Source organism: aff. Roholtiella sp. LEGE 12411 (assembly GCF_015206995.1).
Classification (GTDB): Bacteria; Cyanobacteriota; Cyanobacteriia; order Cyanobacteriales; family Nostocaceae; genus Komarekiella.
The window spans coordinates 1-20,460 of sequence record NZ_JADEXR010000069.1; the positions used below are offsets into that span (position 1 = coordinate 1).

Here is a 20,460-nt window from a genome sequence, read left to right on the forward strand (position 1 = left end):
GGGTTCTGATTTTAATAGGGGTAATAAATGTTGCCAGTCGAAGCAGGTATCTCCTAAATCGGCAAAGCGATCAATTAAAGCATTGAGTTGGGGTAGTTCTGCTGTGGGTACTAGACCCAGATGGCGATCGGGAATTGTGATGTTATCCTGACGCCGCATTACGCCGAAAATAGGTAATTGTAGGGGTTCTAGAGAGTCTTTGAGTAACGAGAGGTGGCGATCGCTTCCGACTCGATTTAATACTACTCCAGCCATTTTAATTTTCGGATCAAAACAGCGGTAGCCATGAGCGATCGCAGCTACAGAACCAGATAAACGACTGCAATCAATCACCAATACTACAGGTAAATCTAGCAACCGGGCAATGTGTGCGGTACTGGCGAATGGCGAATGGCATTGGGCATTGGGCATTGGGCATTTGTTTTCTTCCCCGTGCCCCATTCTCCATGCCCCGTGCCCTATTCCATCAAATAGCCCCATTACCCCTTCTACTAAAGCATATTCACTCTCTTGGCTATGATGAGCAAAACATTGCTGAACGTAAGCTTCTGAGGTCAGCACTGGGTCTAAATTTCGACAAGCACGACCAGTAACGTGCTGATGAAACATCGGATCAATGTAGTCTGGGCCAACTTTGAAAGATTGTACTGTGTCACCACGACGGCGTAAAGATGCTAAAAGGGTGAGCGTGACTGTTGTCTTGCCCACCCCACTACGTTCTCCTGCAATGACTAAAGCCATAGTCTTGGGTACTGGGGAATGGGGCATTGGGAATGGGGCATTGGGCATGGGGCATTGGGTATGGGGCATTGTTATTTTTTTCCTGCCCCTTTGTTCCCCAACTTCTTCCCTAGTCCCTAGTCTCCAGTACTCATTACATCACTTAATTACCCAATTTGAAAATGTTCGCTGTAACTCCAAGACTCTCTTCAAAAAGGGACTCACGACCCCAGCGTTGCACCTGCTGACTTAGCAATGCTTCCGCCTTTTGTTCTGAAAGTGAAGTCACTTGTTGAAACAGACCTGCGGATTGAGCACCACCGTGTGTTTCCATCCGCATACAACCACCAGTTTCCGAGCAGATTACTGTACCACAGTCTGCCTGGGGATTTGTTGAACTGAGGCGCAGGGCAATTAAGTCGCCCATAACCTGGCCGACATCAGCAACGGGGACTCCTGCTAACTCAGCTTCTACTTGCCGTTGGTCTTGTGCCACGAAGCGAATTCGAGTGATATCATAATCTCCGCTTTCCTTTTGATAGGAAACTGGCTGCCATTCCAACCGACTCGCCAGCCAACCCAAAAACAGCAACGCTTGTCCGGGGTTGCCTTTTTCGTAGTCAATAGTTACTCGGTCAATTTCCTTGAGAGCAGCGCGACGGTGAGGTGAGTCGTAGGCTTCGGCTGTCAGTTCCTGCCATGATGACAGGCGACGCCAATTTAGGTCAGCCAGGGGAATGCCAGTTTCTACCAACTCTTGGAGGCTGAGTAAATCACTTTCTGGCTCGTTAAAGTTGCAAGAATCTACAATCACATTATTGCAGATTGCTGCCAGTTTTTTGAATAGAGGGTTGTTAGGGTCTGGTGTTGCCTTCCACCAAAGAAACTTTGGCAAGCCACCAATTAGCAATGCTGGAATCATCCCTCCTATCCGTTCTAAAGCAGCGGCGGTACCGCTAAGAGTTATGTATTCGCAACAGATGAGTGTACTTGACGATTGCTTTTGGATGGGACAATAGGCAGAAACTTGCGCCTTGACCCCTTGATCTTCCCCAGCAATTGGAAATAGGGCAATAATGCGGCAGGGGTTGCGGAGGGCGATCTCATCGGCAATTCTGGGGCTTGCAGCATTTAAGCTATAGGTTCCACCAGAACCATGATCTCCAGTGCCTCCCTGAAGTTTGGAGAATTCTTCCCGCAATGCGGCGAGGGTTTCAGGCGTTGCTGTACCAGTTTCTGGTAGTTGATGTTTGCTTTGGAATTGCCGCAACGCCGTGTCCATCTGCGGCCCTAAAATCCCATCAATTGGGCCATTGTAAAAACCCAAAGCAGCTAATAGATACTGAGTTTCTTCTGGTTCGTAAACGACTAAGGTAAATGTAGTGGCCCGAGTGGCAGCAGGAAGCCCACCATCTTCGCCGGTGATGCCGTAGCTTTGCCAAATTTGATTAAGTTCCGCATCTATTTCTGAGAGCGAAATATCCTTTGGTGCTTGGAGTGAAAAAATGGTAGGAGCTTGGGGAGTCATAGCAAATTTTGGATTTTGTCATTTATGATTTGTCATTAGTCATTTGTCACTGATCATTTGTTTTTACTAATGACTAATGACTAATGACTAATTTTTACAGTCGGCGCCAGCGACGACCATCCTGATTAATTAAGAATTCTGCTTCCGCTGGTTCCCAAGTACCAGCTTCGTACTGGGGAACGGAGGTAGGATCTGCGGGCGCATCCCAAACGGAAAGGGCTGGAGTTACAACCTGCCAGGCTGCTTCCACTTCGTCTGCCCGTGTAAACAATGTTTGATCACCCATCATACAATCGAGAAACAGGCGATCGTAGGCATCGGAAGTTGCTTCGATGCCAAAGGAACCATAGCTGAAGTCCATGTCAACGGAACGAGTGCGGAATTCTGCCCCAGGCATTTTGACATCAAAACGTAGGGAAATACCTTCATTTGGCTGAATCCGCATCGTTAATATGTTAGCGTTTGACTGTTGCGCGGCGGATTGAAACATCCGAGAAGGAACTTCGCGGAAGTGGATGGAAATCTCACTTACTTTTTTCGGCATCCGCTTTCCGGTTCGCAGGTAAAAGGGAACACCTTGCCAGCGCCAGTTATCAACCAGAAACTTCATTGCTACATAAGTGGGTGTTGTGGAATCGGGATTAACTCCTGGTTCTTGCCGATATCCTGGTACTGGTTGACCCTTCATCCAGCCAGCACTATACTGACCGCGGACTGCTGAACGTGACAGATTGTGAACATCGGCTAAACGGGTAGCCTGGAGTGCTTTCACTTTTTCTGTGCGGATGCTGTCGGCATCCATTGCGTTGGGTGGCTCCATTGCAGTCAGGCAGTAAAGTTGCATTAGGTGGTTTTGCAACATATCTCGTAGTGCGCCGGCTTTTTCATAGTAACCAGCCCGGTCTTCCACACCCACGGTTTCTGCGACTGTAATTTGAACGTGATCAACAAAACGACGATTCCACAGGGGTTCAAAAATCGCATTAGCAAAGCGAAATACCAGCAGATTCTGAACTGTCTCTTTACCTAAGTAGTGGTCAATGCGGTATACTTGGTGTTCTTTGCAGAATTTTTGCACTACTTGGTTAAGACTTTGAGCAGAAGCTAAGTCCCGACCAAAAGGTTTTTCAATTACTAGACGATGCTTGTACGGGTCGTCCAGCATCCCTGCTGTACCAAGTTGCTTGATAGCTTCAGGAAAGAAGTTAGGAGCCACGGAGAGGTAAAACATCCGGTTTCCTCGTGTGCTCCGTTTCTCGTCTAATTCGCTCAAGAGGTTTTTGAGTTTCTGGTAGCCTTCAGGATTGTCTATGTCTCCAGGACAGTAGAACAGACCTTGAGAGAAATCTTGCCACAGTTCCCCTAGATCGACATTGGCATGAGCCTCTTCCATGCCCTTTTGCATCTGTTCGCGGAAGTATTCGTGACTCCACTCTCGACGTGCAACACCGACAATGGTAGTTTCTGGTGGAATGCGCCGTTCTCGCCGCAATTTGTAAAGTGCTGGCACCAGTTTGCGCCAGGTAAGATCACCAGAAGCTCCAAAGATGACTATAATCTGGGGTTCGGGCATCCCTTGTTGTTGCAGACCAACGCGCAGGGGATTTTCTAGCAGACTAACCATAACAGTTTGGGATTTTGGGTTTTGGATTTGAGATTAGGGATTTAAGATTAAGGATTTGAGATCAGGGATTTAAGATTAGGGATTTGAGATTGGGGATTAGGAAAATTGCCCAGTCCCCAGTCCCCAGTCCCTAGTCCTCAGCCCCCAGTCCCCAGTCCCTAGCCCCCAGTCCCTATACTGGCGACAATACCTTGATTTTCTCTTCTAAAGAGTTCATCAAGGATTGAAAGGGCTGGACAAACTTGTCAATACCTTCAACAAGTAGTTCGTCCATCACTTTACCGAGATCAATGTTGATGTCGGGATCTTTGAGGTTTTTGAGCAGCGTGTAAGCTTCTTCTATAGCTGTTTCCAGGCGATTAGCGACATCGCAGTGATCAGCGCAAGCTTTAATTGTCGCTGGTGGTAGGGTGTTAACGGTATCCGGGCCAATCAACTCATCGACATACATCACATCGTTGTAGTTGGGGTCTTTGGTGCTGGTGCTTGCCCAAAGTAGGCGTTGTACTTTTGCTCCTTTTTCTGCTAAGGCTTGCCAGCGTTGGCTCTCGATAATTTTCTTGTATTCTTGATAAGCTATCTTCGCGTTTGCGATCGCTACTTTCCCTTTGACAGCTTTCAGTTTTGCTTGTTGGGCAATATCATCAACACCTTTTTTCAACTTATCATCAATTTTGGCATCAATGTTGCTATCAATCCGACTGAGGAAGAAGCTAGCTACTGAAGCAATTTTGCTGATGTCTTTACCCTCAGCCACCCGTTTTTCTAAGCCACGAATATAAGCCCAAGCTGTGTTAATGTAGCTGTCTACAGAAAACAGCAGCGTGATGTTAACATTCATGCCTTCAGCTATTACCTGTTCCACTGCTGGTAAACCAGCTTCTGTACCAGGAATTTTAATCATCAGATTTTCCCGACCAACTTCTTGGAAATAGCGCCGGGCTTCGTTGATTGTTGCTTGAGTATCATGAGCAATGGTGGGTGGTACTTCTATGCTCACGTAACCATCGAGTCCATTCGAGGCTTCATAAACAGGGCGTAATATATCACAAGCACTGCGGATATCTGCAAAAGCTAACGATTCGTAAATTTTGTATGTGGGTAAGCCAGCACGAACTCCGGCTTCAATATCGGCATCATAAATTACGTTACCAGCGATCGCTTTTTCAAAGATGGCTGGATTGGAGGTAATTCCACAAATTCCTTGATTTTCAACCAGGTCTTTGAGTTCGCCTGATTGGATAATGTCACGGCTCAAGTTATCCATCCAGATACTTTGACCGTATTGTTTAATCTCTAATAAATGATTGGTTGCCATAGCTCTAGTTTGTTTCACTCCTGTCAAAGATGTTTCTAAGGGAAGGCAAGCAAAACCCATCAAAATTTGATGGTTACTCTTGAATTCTGGCGTTGCCAATCACTTATCGCATCGACCAGCTGAGGTAATCTTTAATTCACATTTGTAAACTGCTATTCTGCATTGCCAATCACAAAAGGCCATGATTAATTTTTAATTAGTGGCTAACACTAGACGCACCCTTAACTATTTTTCCACCCCCTCTATTTTTGACGGCAGAAATAATTCGACGTTCAAAATAGACGAAAAGATTACCCTGTCAAGCATTGGCGCTTTTTTATTTTTACCTTTTTGTCCTAATGACCGTTTTGAATAAAAGACTCCACCTTTGCTACATCCTCTTTGCTACCAATAATTAGAGGCGTACGCTGATGCAGTTTTTTCGGAACCACATCCAAGATATCTACTAGTCCTGTAGTGGCGCGACCACCTGCTTGCTCAATCAACATAGCCAGGGGAGCAGTTTCATACAACAAGCGCAATTTACCTTCTGGTTTTTGAATTGTGCCTGGGTAGAGAAACACACCACCTTGAACTAAAATTCTATGAATGTCGCTCACCATCGCCCCACTATAACGAGCGGTGTAGCCCTCTGTACGATGGACGTAGCGAATGTATTCCCTGATTGATTCTTCCCACTGCCAAAAATTCCCCTCGTTAACGCTGTAAACGGAACCGTGGTTAGGAATTTGGATATTTTCTTCTGTAAGAATAAATTCCCCTAAACTGGGATCAAGGACAAAGGAATGAACGCCTTTACCCATAGTATAGACTAGCATCGTGCTCGGCCCATATAAGATGTACCCAGCAGCAATTTGCTTACGTCCGTTAGTGAGTAGGTCAGTTGCTTTGCGATCGCTATCGTTTCCTTCCTGTTGCCGAATGGCAAAGATGGAACCCAAGCTCAGATTAGTATCAGTATTGGATGAACCATCAATTGGATCATACAACAGGGTATAACGACCAATCGGGCAATTTTCGGGTATGTAATAGGGGTTTTCCATTTCTTCGGAAGCTAAGCGACAGACTAAGCCACTTTGCTTAAACACCGAGATAAATACGTCGTTGGCATAGACATCCATCTTTTTGACGGATTCTCCTTGCACATTGACTTCCCCAGTAAATCCCAGAACGCCTTCCATTAACCCAGCGCGGCTGAGGCGACGAGCAACTAGTTTGCCAGCAAGGGCGATCCGATTCATCAATGCACTCAAATCCTGTGCATCTGCTGAAAAACTCTGAAGTTGCTGTAAAACGTGACGGGATAAGGTTGTACAATCACGATCTAGAGCTTTGTCTGTAGCATCGTTGATCAACAAATCTAAAGATTCTGGCGCTTTAGCCATTTTTGTATTCTCTCTAACGACGGGCTGTCAGTTGGGTTATTCTGTGTGGCAATTTATGGTTGCTGCCTCTATCTTAGAAAGCTAACTCTCTAACTTAGATGTGATTTTAGATAAACTAAAGAAATGAATTTTTGATGAGCTTCTATTTCCCCAGTGCAGATACGCAGATGTTTACTGTTGCTACTGGCTGAAAGCGTTACTGTAGGACGAATATAGACGTTTTTTTAGTAAATGCACTGAGAACTTTCATGAAGCTATAGGAAAATTTGACTAGTTGGCAAACGTGTGTGGCGATCGCAACTAGTCGGGTATGGCTTTACCAAGTTGTTTCATTCTGCATTGTTTCTAGGAAATTCCAGCGACTTAGTATTGCTCAACTAGAAAACAATTTGCTACTGTAAGAGTCCGTGTTTGTTAAAAATCTGATTTTTTTTCCCAGCTACCTCGTCGATTATCCTCTCGCGGTTTGGCTTTATTGACTCTGAGTTGACGGCCCATCCATTCTGCACCGTCTAACTCAGTGATAGCTGCATCTTCTTGAGCGTCTTCATTCATCTCAACAAAGGCAAAGCCACGCATCCTACCTGTTTCGCGGTCAGTAGGCAATACAACTCTTTTAACCTCGCCGTAATCTGCAAATACGGCTCTTAAGTCGGCTTCGGTAGCACTATAGGAGAGGTTTCCAACGTAAATAGTCATGTGGGATTACGTAATATTCAACAAAGAGCGATAAGTTCAGCAAAAAAGCAGAGCTAACAAAATTGCAAATATTGCATGGTCTTCTCTACAGCATTCGCCATTTGTGAATGTTCTGGAAGACTAACCAATTAAGTCAGGCGGCACTATTTACAATTAAAGTTGTTATCTGAAGGCACTGCATTGCAGGGGTTTTCCCCGTTAAAGCAATTGCCATACTCAAGTTATGCATACGCTCATATAATAACTGATTGTGACGTTTTTCAAAGTATGAGATTTTACAAACCCTCATAACGTTTGACATATAGACTCAGATTATTTTTATAAATACTGCTAATAAGCTAAACTGAATCCTTACGGGACTTCCAAATAGAATGCGGTTTCAATTTAATCTAAAATGCTCCCATTTCAAGGATTTTCCAACACAGCCCAAGTTCTTTCAATGGGATTATATTTACTGTGATCGGGAGGCAGGGTAAGCGCATCTCAAATTTGATTGACAAAGCATACATTGAATGTATCAACGATAAAATAGGGATTTCTGGTTCGGTTAATTTCCACAGGCTAATTTTTAGCCATTAGAGTGAAGTTAGCGTTGAACATCAGTGTGAGGAGGGTGTATGCAAGGTGCGAATCTCGACAGCATTATTGCGGCAATTCGCGGTAGAAAGAGCCAAGAAAAGAGCCTGCGATCAGAGAACATGAAGTTATTGGCAACCCAAGCAGGAATACTTCGTGTTTTAGATACGGGTGGTTACAAGCATCCGTTACTCATCGTGCCTGATGGGCCTTGTGTCATTGAACATTATGCTGACTTAATTGATTTGTTGTCCTCTGACTTCCGTGTGCTTTGCTTTGACTTACCAGGGTTCGGGTTTTCATACCCAACCTTAAAGTATGACTTCGGTGTTTCTCAAACTGCTGAGGTTGTAATTGAGGTTATGGATTTACTTGATATTAGTTATGCAAGTTTATCTTTTACTTGTGCAAATGGATTTTATGCCTTGTGTCTTGCAAAAACTTATCCAAACCGTGTCTCTCATTTAGTGTTAGGTCAAACTCCCTCATTTGAATTCATGCGTCAGTGGAATGAGAGGATAATTCCGAAAATTTTGCATATCCCTTACCTTGGACAAGCGATTGTAGCTGGATTTGCTCGTAAATTCTCGTCACGTTGGTACGATACTGCATTGCCTCAAAACAGCGAACATAAGTCCCTATTTGTTGAATATGCAGACCAAGCCTTAAAATCTGGAGGTTGTTTCTGTGTCGCTAGTCTTGTCCAAGGTTTAAGAGACACAAAGGATAGGGAAATCAGTGAGGTTTCAGTGCCCACGTTGCTGATACACAGAAATAGAGATCGTTCGCATAGACAGACTGATTTTACATCTTTGCGTGATCATGCACCAAAGGCAGAAATTATTACGTTTCAAGGGTGTGGGCATTTTCCAGACCTTGAGCGTCCAAGGGAGTATGCAAAACACATTAAGCAGTTTGTGAGCGCGGTAGCATAATAACCCGGCTAGACCCGGTTGAGTTGCATAACTAATATCGCCAAGTGTCTAATTTCAGATTCCCATTTTACGTCCTAAATAGACCTTGCGATCGCAGCTGAATTTCCGCACCTTTTTTATCGTGACCTGTACTTAGTAATCCCGCGTCTAATGAAGACGCGGGAAGATGTCATTACCCTAAACTTTATTCAATTGAAATCTGCTGCGGGCCAGTGGCTTTACCGTTATGTGTGTCAGTTATGCTGATAGTGTAACTGTTGGAGCGGATTTGTTGATCCAGCCAACCTTTAACGGGATCGTCTGCAAGGTTGAGTCGAAGTACACCAGAGAAGAACCCACCCAGAAATGAAACTGGATGCTGAGTTAATTCTCTGAATATGGGTGACAATTCATCAATGAACATTAAGATTCTCCTAGCGCTGTGGTAAAAAATTATCACTTGTTAATTGATCGTAACGTGTCCAGTGCTGTAGGGTTAAATGTCACAGTAATAGATAAATATTACCTATCCTGAGTTGATAATTATTTGCCTGATGAACTTGGTTGTTGATCAGGAAACATACATTTATCAGAGTCACAACCACTAGGGCCAGCCTCAGACAATTCACCTAAGTCATAGCGGCTTAGTACTGCACAGAAATCATCTGTTTTGCGCCGTGCTTTCACTTCCTGAATCAAACGTTCGTAGGTTGTTTTATCTATTGGTTCAAACGGCAAACGTGGGAATGATTGCAAGTCATCAAAACGGGCTAAAAGAGCCGCTGAAATGTATCCTTCATCATTTTGAATAGCTTCGTATATTTGCTGTCCCAGAGGCTCAATTTCATCAGAACGCAGTTCCAAAGTCGCAGATGTATTATGGGTCACGTACCAACGCTGAACCTGAAGAACAAAATCGAATTGAGCTAAAACTGAAAACTGAGAAACATCAATTTCATCAGCACCAGGTAAATCAGCCCAAGATACAGAAACAGGGATTTCTACTAGCCATTCACTAACTCGTAGATCAAAAGGATCGTTGAGTAAATTGCCCTGTTCATCTTTGTCAGATTGAGAGGGAATGACATTGTAACCATAGTCAATACAAGCTAAGGCTACCGGGTCATTTTTACCGAAGGTGATCCGGCGAATAAATCTTTGCGCTTTCGGGGGATGCCATCCTGAACTAGCATTAGTTAATAGAGCTTTAGTGCCACTAGGTTGGACTGTAGTGCAGCGATTTGGACGTTTAAGATTGTGGCGATCGCAATAATCCCAAACCACTCGATGCACAGTATCTTTCCAAGAACTTAGGTATTTCTTTTCCTGGCGCTTAAATTCTAATCCTTGTTCAGTCTCAGGTCTTCCTTGTGCCCACCAGCGCAGCCAATCAACACCAAAAGCATGGACGAAGAAATCAAATAAACCTGTGAAAGAAACCCCCACAATTGGGTCTAAATCACGGCTGTATTGATAGCGAGGTTCTAAGAATTTGTGATTCAAAAGTGCTGCTACAGATAATGCTCCAGCAGTGAAAGCTTCCTCTTGTTCTTTATAGTTAGTTGGGTCAATTTGATTGAGGTGAACCTCTGAAAGGTTGCAATTTCCAGTTAAAGTATTACCGAAAACACCTTTATTGTATTCTGGCTCATTAAAGCAGTAAGTATCATGTAAGCCTGGCAATTCTTCAACACTTTTCACAACTTGCCATTTCCCTTTGCATTTGGCATTTGTTCCTCTACTGACATCTAAGCGTTGGCAAGGAATCTGCTGACAATCAGTTATTTGCAAATAGTACAAATCTCGACTTCTAACACCCAAATTAGTTATTGAACCTTTGTGAGCACACAGATTCAGAGATGAACGAATACCACATTTCGTCAGTAATAGCTGAATTCTGTAAGCACGCTCGTAGTCAGATATATAAATCCTAATACCATTGCTTGAAGTATTCGAGCCATCTGTATCAGCTAAACCAGCGATAAAATGTAAAATTGCTTGACGGTTCCAACTAGCAATTACATTCAGCGATTCAGGATTTGTTTTTAAGGCTTTAAGAAATTCTCCAAAAAAACCTAAATCTGTAACATCTGTGAAAGTAGGTGAGTAGTCATAGGTTCTTTGAGGAGATTTATTTCCTACTACAGATAACGCTGCTTTATTTTCATACAGCCTAACTTTTGCGTTGTTATTTTTATCTGTAGTACCATCGCCTACAGCTACCCCCAAAGTATAAACATAACCAGAATCAACATTTAATCCATCTTTGTAATTAATTGTGAACGGTTCCGTATGAATGCTATATCTACTCGTATCCATCAAGTCTTTGGTTTGAACTTCCTTATAGACTTTGCCGAATCTATCTTTCACAAAAAAGCGATGATATTCAGTTGCATCTAAATAAGAACCGTCTCCAAACCGAACTCGATAAAGTTTGCTATTGCTACTAGTCTTAAATGGTGTAACTAAGCTCCATTTTGTCCCATTCCAGATTTCTATTTCGCATCCGACAACATCTTTAATGTTGTGCATTCCTTCCCTAGTGATGAGTAGAGTACTGCCACTGACACAATGAAAATTACTACCGATAATTTCCCCGCATGGATTCAGCCCATAACGAGCCAAACGATGCTCTAGTTCATTAGCATCAAGGTTAGGATAGCGTTCCTGCAACCACTGTTTTGCTGTTCCTTGTTCGTAGGATTGTAAGAATTCTACTTTCAATGCTGGTGTTGGCAGTAAATCAATGTTCGCTCTAGCTACAGCTTCACCAGCCCATTGAATTGCCCCCTCGCCACTGTAATACTGTTTGCGGACAGCATTCAGACATTCTTCTAATGTCGGTTTGCGGTGAAAAACTCTGGTATGATTTGCCATTCTCAGAGCATCGCGCTCTGGATCAATTCGCCAGTTACCATTCTCATCCTGTTGCCATAAGTTATCTTTGGCAATGGCTGCTTGCTGATCATCAGCCGTAAACTGACGCATTCCTGCGCTTCTTCGGATATTGCCGGCAACAATTGTGACAGCAGCTTGATCGATTAACAGACAGCATTCAACTGAACTTAATTGTCTGCCTACAGCTTTGTTGAGAATAAATGCACAACGCTGATAAAGTCCTGGCAATTTAACAGGATTTGCAACTCCTCCAAAGCCGTTCAGAGTTTCTCCTGCTTTACGCACGTCGCTGAGATCGATTAATACTTTAATTTCTGTGGCAAATTGTTCATCAGTGGAGAGTTCTAGCAGAGTTTGATATGATTTAACCCAGCCTTCACGGCTGTCTCCCACATGAATAGTAATGCTGTTGCCTTCTATATAGGTTTCAGTATATTCACGACGGAGTTGTTTAGGTGTGCTACCAATTTCACCTTGTACAGTGACATTTAGGTGATTACGGATGGGTGGCAACTGATTGATATATTGTGGTTCTAAGACGGCTCCAGTACCACAGCCCATCATTGCCAAATCCATCATCAATCCGAAGGCACTCCAGTCTTCTAGATTAGTAGAGGTGCAATTATAAGCCCCAGAAAAGTTCTTGGGCTTAGTTATCCAGTTTGTACCACCAACCCATAACCAGCGCCCGCTAGGCAAAGCTTTCAAGTTTCGTTGCATTGTATCTAGTGTGGCAACTTCTTCTGGGCGTAGTTTCCCCAACTTGATTAAACCGGTTAGGGTGCGATCGCATACCTCATCCCATGTTTCCCTTAACCCTGCGGCTGTACGGCGGCTATAAGTTCTGAAAAATACGGGATTGGCAGCAGGCGCAGTTTCTGGAAACTTTGCACTCTGGCGTTTTCGTTCAAGCTCTCGAACCATAAATCAAGTCTTGTTGCATACAGATAGATATAAGACTATACGCCAAGTAGATTTAGGATTAAAGATTGTCAAATTGTCCACTTTGCGCTAGTTATGAGCGGTACTAATTGCAACAGAAATTTATGATGTATAATGTCGATTCTCCTCCGACATAGATAAGTACTACGTTGCAATTAGAACATAAGTTTATGCAAACGCGTAGACGCGTTCGCGCAGCGTCTCGTAGAGAAGAGAAGCGGCTTGTCGGAGATATCGCTGATGCAGAGAAAGGACTTAATAAGCGATCGCAAGTGCGTAACTTTTACTAACACTCATAACAGTTAATTACGTCTACAATCTGAAATTAAGAGATAATCACTGAAGCCATCATGCTAGAGTACAATCCCTTAGCTTGCTTGCCCTCATCTGAGGAACTACCAGATTCTGACGATACGCCAGTGGATAATGAATTACAAGATATAATTCCCGGTTTACTCAAAGCCATCTTAGCAATGGCTTGGGCAGAACGCATGGATTGGTTTTTTGGTGTAGATATGGGGATTTATTATGACCCAGATTTACCAGCGATCGTCCCAGATGGGTTTTTAAGTTTGGGCGTAGAGCGATTTTATGATCAAAACCTCCGCCCCAGTTATGTGCTTTGGGAAGAGAAGAAATTACCGATATTAGCACTGGAAGTAGTATCTCAGACATATCGGGGTGAGTATTCGACTAAGAAAGCCGAGTATGCAAGATTGGGGATTTTATATTATGTAGTTTACAACCCATTTCGTCGCCGTAAACCACGTTTAGAAGTTTACAAATTAGTTAATAATGGCTATGCATTACAAGATGGTAATCCTGTTTGGTTGCCAGAGATAGGTTTAGGAATTGGCATAGAACGAGGAACCTATCTAGGTATACCACGGGAGTGGATGTATTGGTATAACCAGCAAGGGCAAAGGTTTTTAACACCAGAAGAAGACAAAAAACTTGCTCAACAAGAAACCCAGCAAGCAAAACAAGAAGCTCAGCAAGCAAAACAAGAAGCTCAGCAAGCACAGCAACGCACCCAATTATTAGCAGAACAGTTGCGATCGCTCGGCATAGATCCTGATTCTCTCACCTGAATTGCTGTAAAGACTCATCAACGAAGCTCTGAGGTTCACGAACGAAGCTCCGAGGTTCATTAACAAAGCTCCGAGGTTCACGAACGAAGCTCTGAGGTTCACGAACGAAGCTCCGAGGTTCATTAATGGAGTTCAAAGACTCATTCACGAGTATCAAAGACTCATTACAGCAATTTTCATTTACTTAAATATTTATCAAGTAATCTATTAAGAACAATTGAATTAACTCGCTATGATACACGCTCTCAAAGAATCGTAGTGTTAATAGGCGAAACAATTCAAGTAGAAATTTTAAGTAACGGCGAGGAATTAATTCAATGAGTAACTATCAACAATTAAGCGAAGCCGAACTGAGGACTTATGTAAAAACACATCCAGATGATGAGGAGGCTTTTCAACATTATTTAACAAATATGAGGGCAAAACCTAACCGAGTTGTAGTTAGTACAGAGGAACAAGCCCTAATTGAATTTAGGAAGAGAATACAAGCGGAGTCAACACCCTAACCTGCACTAACTCCATTACACCCATTCAATCACCCCATTCCCCTACAACCCCAATTCTTACCCCATAGCGCGTCTCTAGCTGTGGGGTTTTTGGTGGTTGAGTGCGTAGGCGGAGCATCGTCGTAGACATCGCCTCCAGTGGGGAGGAGCATCGTCGCTTTTTGTACCAAATGCCTGTAAAGTTGGTGCGTATTCATAATTTTGAGAAGCGGAAATTTATTTTTCATGTATTGTCAAAATTTAATTTTTTCTCGTCACGCTATTCAACAAATGTTTTATCGTCGCATCAGTAAACAAGAAGTAGAATCAGTGATAGGTTATGGAGAAATAATAGAAAAAACTCCTGATGATCAGCCATTTCCTAGTTATCTACTATTTGATTTTGTGGCAGGTAAACCAATTCATGTTGTATTTTCTTATGATGAATCTACAGATACAGGATATATAGTGACAGCTTATATTCCCGATCCAAATATTTGGTCAAATGATTTTAAAACTAGGAGGAAAGGTGAATGAAATGTGTTATTTGCAAGCATGGAGAAACTAAACCAGGCTTAGTGACGGTGACTTTAGAAAGAGATGAATCTATTGTGGTGATCAAAAAAGTCCCAGCAGAAATTTGTGATAATTGTGGGGAGTATTATCTAAGTGATGCCATTACTGAACAGGTGCTAAATAGGGCAGAAGTTGCTGTGAGTAATGGTGCAGAAGTTGAGATTATTAGATATGCAGCGTAGGTGTTTGAAACCTAACCCCCAACCCCTTCCCTTGTAAGGAAGGGGAGCAAGAATCAAAGCCTCTCCCCCAGTTTTTTCTCTGCGAGAAAGGGAGTAAGAATCAAAGCCTCTCCCCGCGTCGGGGAGAGGTTTGGAGAGGGGTTTCAAGCATAATTGCACACCGCGTAAATTACGAATGATTCTGTATTCTCTCCAGCATCGCCTTTACCTGTTCAGCATCCGGTGAGTTCAATCGCTGCAAAATCTCTAAAGCTGGTTGCAAATAGGATATCGCTTTAGTGTATTCACCCTGCTGTTCTGCCAAATGTCCTAACCACCACAGAGTCATTGCTTTGCCTTGGACATTTCCAATGCGTTCAGTTATTGACAAAGACTGATTGTAGAGTGCGTAGGCGTAGCCCGTCGTAGACATCGCTTAATCCACTTCCCCTTTGTTGGCGTAGATACCTGCCAGTTGGTGCAACGTCCCCGCTTTGCCTTGGACATTTCCACTGCGTTCATCAATTTCAAGGACTCGATTGTAGAGTGCAATCACTTCATCCACTTCCCCTTTGTTGGCGTAGATACTTCCCAGTTGGTGCAACGTCGCCGCTTTCCCAAAGTTGGTGCGAGTAAACCTGATTAGTTATGATTTAATTAAATTCCAGTTTGCCGGATTATGGTTATTTAGAATTTATGGAAGTCATCAAGCTAGGAAAAACAGGTCAAGTCTCTATTCCCAAAGCAATTCTTAATCGTCTAGGGTTGGATGGGGAAACTATGCTACTGGTGGAAACTACTGCTGATGGTGGAATTTTACTACGTCCTGCTGGAGTGTATCCGATTGAGATATATACAGACGAACGAATCGAGGCGTTTCAGATAGCCGATCGCTTAACTGACGAAGAAGCTAAACAACTTCAACGACAGCTTCAAGATGCTGAATAGGGAATATAAATGCGCTTATTCCTGGATGCTAATGTTATCTTTGCAGCAGCTATTAGTCCTGATGGTCGCTGTAGTGCATTGTTTAAGCTAGCTTCTGCTGGGTATTGTGCTTTGCTAACTTCGCCTCATGCTTTTGAAGAAACACGGCGTAATATAACAGCTAAGTATCCGCAAGCTTTAACACGACTGGAGCAAGATTTAATCCCCAAACTAACTATAGTTGGAGAAGCACCAATTGCACGAGTCAATTGGGCAATGGAGATGGGACTACCTTTGAAAGATGCTCCAATTTTAGCGACAGCAGTAGAGAGTAGAGCAGACCTTTTGGTAACGGGTGATAAGACACATTTTGGTTCATTTTATGGTCAGGAATTAGAGGGAGTAAAGGTGCTAGATATGCGAGAGGCGATCGCACTTCTGGACTCAGAATTTTGAGAAAGCGATCGCTTGTCAATCACCAAAAACCAGATCCCCGACTTTTTCAAATTACAAATTACCCATCACCCTATCAAGACTTGCACTCACACTTTCAGCATCCGGTGACTTCAATCGCTGCAAAATCTCTAAAGCTGGTTGCAAATAGGATATCGCTTTAGTGTATTCACCCTGTTGTTCTGCCAAATCTCCTAAGCACCACAGAGTCATTGCTTTCCCTTGGACATCTCCAATGCGTTCTTTTATTTCTAAAGACTGATTGTAGAGTGCGTAGGCGTAGCCCGTCGTAGACATCGCTTCATCCACTTCCCCTTTGTTGGCGTAGATACTTGCTATATTATGCAACGTTAGTGCTTTCCAATAAGCATCACCAATACGTTCAAAAACTTCCAAGCACTCATGGTAGAGTGCGATCGCTTGTTCCACATCCCCTTTGTCGGCGTAGATACCTGCCAGTTGGTGCAACGTCGTCGCTTTGCCTCGGACATCACCAATGCGTTCAGTTATTTCCAAAGACTGATTCCAAAGTGCGATCGCTTAATCCACTTCCCCTTTGTTAGCGTAAAGAATTCCCAGTTGGTGCAACGTCGCCGCTTTGATTTGGACATATCCAATGCGTTCAGTTATTTCCAAAGACTGATTGAAAAGTGCAATCGCTTCATCCACTTCCCCTTTGTTGGCGTAGATATATCCCAGACAGTGCAACGTCACCGCTATGCCTTCGACATCTCCAATACGTTCTTTTATTTCCAAAGAGTGATTGTAGAGTGCGATCGCTTGATCCACATCCCCTTTGTTGGCGTAGATATTTCCCAGATTGTTCAAAATCATTGCTTTGCCTTGGACATTACCAATGCGTTCAGTTATTTCCAAAGAGTGATTGTAGAGTGCGATCGCTTGATCCACTTCCCCTTTGTCGGCGTAGATTTTTCCCAGATTGTTCAACATCGCCGCTTTGGTTTTGACATTACCAATGCGTTCAGTTATTTCCAAAGACTGATTGAAGAGTGCGATCGCTTGCTCCACTTCCCCTTTGTTGGCGTAGATTTTTCCAAGCCAGGACAACGTTGCCGCTTTGCCTTGAACATAACCAATGCTTTCATGAATTTCAAGGACTTGGTTAAAAAGTGCGATCGCCTCATCCACTTCCCCTTTGTTAGCGTGGATTATTCCCAGTTGGTGCAACGTCGCCCCTTTCATTTTGACATTACCAATACGTTCAGTTATTTCCAAAGACTGATTGTAGAGTGCGATCGCTTCATCCACTTCCCCTTTGTTGGCGTAGATTATTCCCAGGTGATGAATTATTGCAGCTTTTTCTGCTTCGTCTGTTTCCAAACAAAATTCAAGCGCTTGCTGATAATACTGCTGTGCTTGTTCAACTTCACCGAGTTGTTGCTGAGAGCGAGCTATTTGATGTAAAACGCGGTAGTCTTGAGTGAGTTCTAGGGTAAATTTGCAAAGTTGCACCGCTTCCCGAAAACGGCTTTGATTTTTCCAGTTATTTGCTAAAGAACTGGCAATGTTCACCGCAATGTCTTCATCTTTCCCCAGCAACGCCAAGCGATGAATTTCTAACATTTTTGCTTCCGTAGCACCTTCCGCCTCTTCCCACGACGGGCGATACAAAATTTGTGCCGCTTGTTTATACAACTCTTCACCCTTGGGGTTTTCTAGCAACGGTGACAAAATCCGGGGAACACGATACAACCTCTCTGTGTTGTTGGTGAGGGTAACTTCCAACAAACCCAAAATTTCAGCGCGTTGAATATGACTTTCCCAACTAGAGATATCCTCACAAATCGGGGAAATCGCAGCTAGAGGAACAGGTAACTCATACACCAACAACTTCCCCAGCATTTGACGCAAAGCTGGAGTTTGCTGCTTCAGCAATACCTGTGCCAAAATATCCTCACGAAATTCCTTTTCCTTATCTGCCATCTTTTGCAGAATCATCTCAACTCCCCTCTCCGCTTCCGGCGACTTCGGGGAATTTTGCAAAATCTTATTTAACCATTCCAACAGCCGAGGATTTCCATCTGCTGCTTGTTTGGCACGTTCCGGCAAATCTGGCTGAAATTGCCAACTGCCATTAAACGAATCCAGACGATTATACTTTTTAATTAAATCTGCCCCACCCAAAGCCCCCAGAGGTTCGCGGTACAGACGATGATTCAGTTCCGACAAAGTGAAATTGTAGCGACAGGTAATAATTACCTTGTGGGGAAGTTGGGAATTTTGCATCGCCTTCAGCAACGCCAGCAGTACATCCACAACTTGTGGTTGCAGGACATAAACCCCATTTCGTAATTCCAAATTAGCCTCAAAGTCATCCAGCACAAAGGCAAAGCGCTGTTCTTTGGTATTCAGTCCTTCAGTTAAAAACTTGGTGAGGCGCTGCATTAAGGGTAACTTGCCATTGAGAATTTCATGCCCCCGTTCCGAGGTATATTGTTCAGCAAGGGTTTTGAGCAGTTTGTCTTCATCCAGTTGCCGAAAGTTCACCAGCCTGTGATAGCCAACCATCCTTTCCAGAAGTCGCGCCGTCACAGTACTCTTACCCACACCCCCCAGTCCGTGAATTAGTATCCCTAATGAAGTGCGAATTGCTTTGAGACAACGTTGCAAAGTCCGCCGTCTGCCAACAAACTCAGAGGGTTTCGCCACCCGCACCTGTTTATCGGGATCTAAAAACTGTTGATAAGCAGGTTCCGGCGCAGAGGGTGGGATATCTCCCAACACATCCACCAACGCACCGGGACATTCTCCCTGGACATATAACCGCAACAAATGCCAGTCACGCACTTTCTGTTTAAACAACTGCTGGTAAGTGCTAGCGAGTGCTTCAGCTAATTGATATCCGGCTGCCAACTTCCCGTAGAGGTGCGCGGCTGCGGCTGTAGCTGTCCGATCTTCCACAGGCCGCCCCCAACTTAAAACCGCCCTCGCCCCCTGTTCAATAAGTGCCTCAGCCATTGAAGGGACAGCCCCTTTATCTGGTGCTTGTCCAGTCCGACACCCAGACAAAAACACCAACTTGGGAAAGCGAAACCGGAAGACTTCTGCCAGTTCTGCGGCTGTGGTTTCGTGGCGATCGCCAATTTCCGTCTCAGTGATAAAGTAAGGCGTGTAAGGTGCTGCATCTTTAATTGAGGCGTGTCCTGTGAGGTGAAACACATCAAAGTCATCAAGATAGCGACTCCACACCCTACCCAACTCGCTCACGCAACCGCTTTCTTCCACCCGCAAATCTAAATTAAAATCTCGCGTATCTGCCAGAATTCTCGCCTCTTCCTGTTCAAACTCTAACTTTGGTTGCACATCTTCCGGATCGGTTGCCATAAACAATACTCGCAATTGTCGTGCTTCCACAGAAAACCCTTCGGTTTCTTTTTCAATCCAGCGCAGAGGTAACACCACTGGATTAACCCGCTTCACCAAAAAATCCTGACCATCATGCAGCACTTCCCAAGGTAAATGCGCCAGTTTTTGATCCGTATCAATGGCAATTACCAACCCCTCACCGCCACAGTTAGCAATTCCCCGACTCAACCACCGTCCATCCCCATCCAACCAAAAAAATAACTGCTTCCCGATTCCTGGTAAATTGGGCAGCAGTTTATAGTAATCTCGTTCACTTTGTTTGAGGAAATCAGCGATTTCTGCTAATTTCAGACGACGTGATTCATAGTGCTTTATTTGAGGTAGCCAATACCTGAGTTCAACTGTTTCCTGCGTACTTTCCCGAAGTTGAATGCGGATAGTTTGCACTTATTTGCTGATAGATTTGAGGATTTCCGTGATTTCCTCTATGGTAGCTTCTTCGAGTAAAATCCTGTTTCCAGTATCAGGGTCAAGAATTACCACATCAAATTGTTTCCCTGGATGGGATTTCTGCCATTCTTGATACCATTTCCGAATTTGTTCAGCTAAGGCCGCAACACCACCCACAATGCCTACAATAGTAGCAACAGCCGCTAGAGTCCCCTCTCTTTGCGTCGGAACTTCATAGCTTCCCGATATTCCAGGAATTTCTAGCAAAGCCTCGGCTGCTGCTGGTGCGCCTTCACCCTCAATACCAACTTGAATTTCTGCCATAGCTAATCTACAAATTTATACAACATACTGTATATTCTGCGTTGAATTGAGGATAATATTTA

General features: G+C 43.8%; 19 protein-coding genes and 1 pseudogene. 8 read left to right on the top strand and 12 right to left on the bottom strand.

Annotated features, from left to right (window positions below; translation table 11 throughout):
- From IQ246_RS16245 to fbp, 5 genes are all read right to left on the bottom strand, one after another.
- Positions 1–741: cobyrinate a,c-diamide synthase (locus IQ246_RS16245; protein ID WP_194004414.1), on the bottom strand; the 741-nt coding region annotated here is incomplete at its 3' end.
- 142 nt (positions 742–883) lie between these two features.
- Positions 884–2,248 carry a glucose-6-phosphate dehydrogenase assembly protein OpcA gene (gene opcA, locus IQ246_RS16250; protein WP_194004390.1) on the bottom strand — a complete coding sequence of 455 codons (1,365 nt, stop codon included), beginning with the start codon at positions 2,246–2,248 and terminating at the stop codon, positions 884–886.
- 94 nt (positions 2,249–2,342) lie between these two features.
- Positions 2,343–3,872 (bottom strand): glucose-6-phosphate dehydrogenase, encoded by a 1,530-nt coding sequence (gene zwf, locus IQ246_RS16255; RefSeq protein WP_194004391.1) that lies wholly within the window; start codon positions 3,870–3,872, stop codon positions 2,343–2,345.
- A 172-nt stretch (positions 3,873–4,044) separates the two neighbouring features.
- Positions 4,045–5,190: a transaldolase gene (tal, locus tag IQ246_RS16260; protein ID WP_194004415.1), complete on the bottom strand. Its 1,146-nt coding sequence runs from the start codon at positions 5,188–5,190 to the stop codon at positions 4,045–4,047.
- A gap of 335 nt (positions 5,191–5,525) precedes the next feature.
- The gene (fbp, locus tag IQ246_RS16265) at positions 5,526–6,575 is read right to left on the bottom strand and encodes a class 1 fructose-bisphosphatase (RefSeq protein WP_194004392.1); all 1,050 of its coding nucleotides are present in this window, start codon (positions 6,573–6,575) and stop codon (positions 5,526–5,528) included.
- A gap of 266 nt (positions 6,576–6,841) precedes the next feature.
- On the opposite strand from fbp, the gene IQ246_RS30920 reads away from it, so the two are divergent.
- The gene (locus IQ246_RS30920; RefSeq protein ID WP_255515582.1) at positions 6,842–6,976 is read left to right on the top strand and encodes a hypothetical protein; all 135 of its coding nucleotides are present in this window, start codon (positions 6,842–6,844) and stop codon (positions 6,974–6,976) included.
- 13 nt (positions 6,977–6,989) lie between these two features.
- Here IQ246_RS30920 and IQ246_RS16270 read toward each other — a convergent pair whose 3' ends face one another.
- The gene (locus tag IQ246_RS16270) at positions 6,990–7,274 is read right to left on the bottom strand and encodes an RNA-binding protein (protein ID WP_194004393.1); all 285 of its coding nucleotides are present in this window, start codon (positions 7,272–7,274) and stop codon (positions 6,990–6,992) included.
- A 617-nt stretch (positions 7,275–7,891) separates the two neighbouring features.
- Here IQ246_RS16270 and IQ246_RS16275 point away from each other — a divergent pair.
- A complete protein-coding gene (locus IQ246_RS16275; protein WP_194004394.1) occupies positions 7,892–8,785 on the top strand; it encodes an alpha/beta fold hydrolase in 894 nt (297 codons plus the stop codon).
- Positions 8,786–8,969: 184 nt separating this feature from the next.
- Here IQ246_RS16275 and IQ246_RS16280 read toward each other — a convergent pair whose 3' ends face one another.
- Positions 8,970–9,188, bottom strand: coding sequence for a hypothetical protein (locus IQ246_RS16280; RefSeq protein WP_194004395.1), 219 nt, complete (start codon positions 9,186–9,188; stop codon positions 8,970–8,972).
- Between the two features lie 119 nt (positions 9,189–9,307).
- The gene (nrdJ, locus tag IQ246_RS16285; RefSeq protein WP_194004396.1) at positions 9,308–12,586 is read right to left on the bottom strand and encodes a ribonucleoside-triphosphate reductase, adenosylcobalamin-dependent; all 3,279 of its coding nucleotides are present in this window, start codon (positions 12,584–12,586) and stop codon (positions 9,308–9,310) included.
- Positions 12,587–12,954: 368 nt separating this feature from the next.
- Here nrdJ and IQ246_RS16290 point away from each other — a divergent pair, with 368 nt between their 5' ends.
- From IQ246_RS16290 to IQ246_RS16305, 4 genes are all read left to right on the top strand, one after another.
- Positions 12,955–13,695 (top strand): Uma2 family endonuclease, encoded by a 741-nt coding sequence (locus tag IQ246_RS16290; RefSeq protein WP_194004397.1) that lies wholly within the window; start codon positions 12,955–12,957, stop codon positions 13,693–13,695.
- Positions 13,696–14,012: 317 nt separating this feature from the next.
- Entirely contained in the window at positions 14,013–14,201 is a 189-nt protein-coding gene (locus tag IQ246_RS16295) for a hypothetical protein (RefSeq protein ID WP_194004398.1), read from the top strand.
- 225 nt (positions 14,202–14,426) lie between these two features.
- Positions 14,427–14,717: a DUF4258 domain-containing protein gene (locus tag IQ246_RS16300; RefSeq protein ID WP_194004399.1), complete on the top strand. Its 291-nt coding sequence runs from the start codon at positions 14,427–14,429 to the stop codon at positions 14,715–14,717.
- Entirely contained in the window at positions 14,714–14,938 is a 225-nt protein-coding gene (locus IQ246_RS16305) for a type II toxin-antitoxin system MqsA family antitoxin (RefSeq protein ID WP_194004400.1), read from the top strand. The genes IQ246_RS16300 and IQ246_RS16305 overlap by 4 nt, the downstream gene beginning before the upstream one ends.
- A 169-nt stretch (positions 14,939–15,107) precedes the next feature.
- Here IQ246_RS16305 and IQ246_RS30400 read toward each other — a convergent pair whose 3' ends face one another.
- Together IQ246_RS30400 and IQ246_RS30405 are read right to left on the bottom strand one after the other, a co-directional pair.
- Positions 15,108–15,350, bottom strand: a complete 243-nt coding sequence (locus tag IQ246_RS30400) for a tetratricopeptide repeat protein (RefSeq protein ID WP_244142056.1) — start codon at positions 15,348–15,350, stop codon at positions 15,108–15,110.
- Between the two features lie 3 nt (positions 15,351–15,353).
- A complete protein-coding gene (locus tag IQ246_RS30405; RefSeq protein ID WP_244142057.1) occupies positions 15,354–15,521 on the bottom strand; it encodes a tetratricopeptide repeat-containing protein in 168 nt (55 codons plus the stop codon).
- Positions 15,522–15,613: 92 nt separating this feature from the next.
- On the opposite strand from IQ246_RS30405, the gene IQ246_RS16315 reads away from it, so the two are divergent.
- Together IQ246_RS16315 and IQ246_RS16320 are read left to right on the top strand one after the other, a co-directional pair.
- The gene (locus IQ246_RS16315; protein WP_194004401.1) at positions 15,614–15,865 is read left to right on the top strand and encodes an AbrB/MazE/SpoVT family DNA-binding domain-containing protein; all 252 of its coding nucleotides are present in this window, start codon (positions 15,614–15,616) and stop codon (positions 15,863–15,865) included.
- A gap of 9 nt (positions 15,866–15,874) precedes the next feature.
- Complete coding sequence (locus IQ246_RS16320; RefSeq protein WP_194004402.1) at positions 15,875–16,300, top strand: putative toxin-antitoxin system toxin component, PIN family; 426 nt, start codon at positions 15,875–15,877, stop codon at positions 16,298–16,300.
- 51 nt (positions 16,301–16,351) lie between these two features.
- Here IQ246_RS16320 and IQ246_RS30925 read toward each other — a convergent pair.
- Positions 16,352–20,071: pseudogene (locus IQ246_RS30925) on the bottom strand (tetratricopeptide repeat protein).
- On the bottom strand, positions 20,072–20,398 hold the full coding sequence (locus IQ246_RS16330) for a hypothetical protein (RefSeq protein WP_194004403.1): 327 nt from the start codon (positions 20,396–20,398) through the stop codon (positions 20,072–20,074). It lies immediately after the preceding pseudogene.
- Between the last annotated feature and the right edge of the window lie 62 nt (positions 20,399–20,460).

Excerpts from the sequence above, each read along its gene's own strand:
- opcA (WP_194004390.1), bottom strand. The coding sequence starts at position 2,248 with ATGACTCCCCAAGCTCCTACCATTTTTTCACTCCAAGCACCAAAGGAT.
- zwf (WP_194004391.1), bottom strand. The coding sequence starts at position 3,872 with ATGGTTAGTCTGCTAGAAAATCCCCTGCGCGTTGGTCTGCAACAACAA.
- tal (WP_194004415.1), bottom strand. The coding sequence starts at position 5,190 with ATGGCAACCAATCATTTATTAGAGATTAAACAATACGGTCAAAGTATC.
- fbp (WP_194004392.1), bottom strand. The coding sequence starts at position 6,575 with ATGGCTAAAGCGCCAGAATCTTTAGATTTGTTGATCAACGATGCTACA.
- IQ246_RS16270 (WP_194004393.1), bottom strand. The coding sequence starts at position 7,274 with ATGACTATTTACGTTGGAAACCTCTCCTATAGTGCTACCGAAGCCGAC.
- IQ246_RS16275 (WP_194004394.1), top strand. The coding sequence starts at position 7,892 with ATGCAAGGTGCGAATCTCGACAGCATTATTGCGGCAATTCGCGGTAGA.
- IQ246_RS16280 (WP_194004395.1), bottom strand. The coding sequence starts at position 9,188 with ATGTTCATTGATGAATTGTCACCCATATTCAGAGAATTAACTCAGCAT.
- nrdJ (WP_194004396.1), bottom strand. The coding sequence starts at position 12,586 with ATGGTTCGAGAGCTTGAACGAAAACGCCAGAGTGCAAAGTTTCCAGAA.
- IQ246_RS16290 (WP_194004397.1), top strand. The coding sequence starts at position 12,955 with ATGCTAGAGTACAATCCCTTAGCTTGCTTGCCCTCATCTGAGGAACTA.
- IQ246_RS16295 (WP_194004398.1), top strand. The coding sequence starts at position 14,013 with ATGAGTAACTATCAACAATTAAGCGAAGCCGAACTGAGGACTTATGTA.
- IQ246_RS16300 (WP_194004399.1), top strand. The coding sequence starts at position 14,427 with ATGTATTGTCAAAATTTAATTTTTTCTCGTCACGCTATTCAACAAATG.
- IQ246_RS16305 (WP_194004400.1), top strand. The coding sequence starts at position 14,714 with ATGAAATGTGTTATTTGCAAGCATGGAGAAACTAAACCAGGCTTAGTG.
- IQ246_RS30400 (WP_244142056.1), bottom strand. The coding sequence starts at position 15,350 with ATGTCTACGACGGGCTACGCCTACGCACTCTACAATCAGTCTTTGTCA.
- IQ246_RS16315 (WP_194004401.1), top strand. The coding sequence starts at position 15,614 with ATGGAAGTCATCAAGCTAGGAAAAACAGGTCAAGTCTCTATTCCCAAA.
- IQ246_RS16320 (WP_194004402.1), top strand. The coding sequence starts at position 15,875 with ATGCGCTTATTCCTGGATGCTAATGTTATCTTTGCAGCAGCTATTAGT.
- IQ246_RS16330 (WP_194004403.1), bottom strand. The coding sequence starts at position 20,398 with ATGGCAGAAATTCAAGTTGGTATTGAGGGTGAAGGCGCACCAGCAGCA.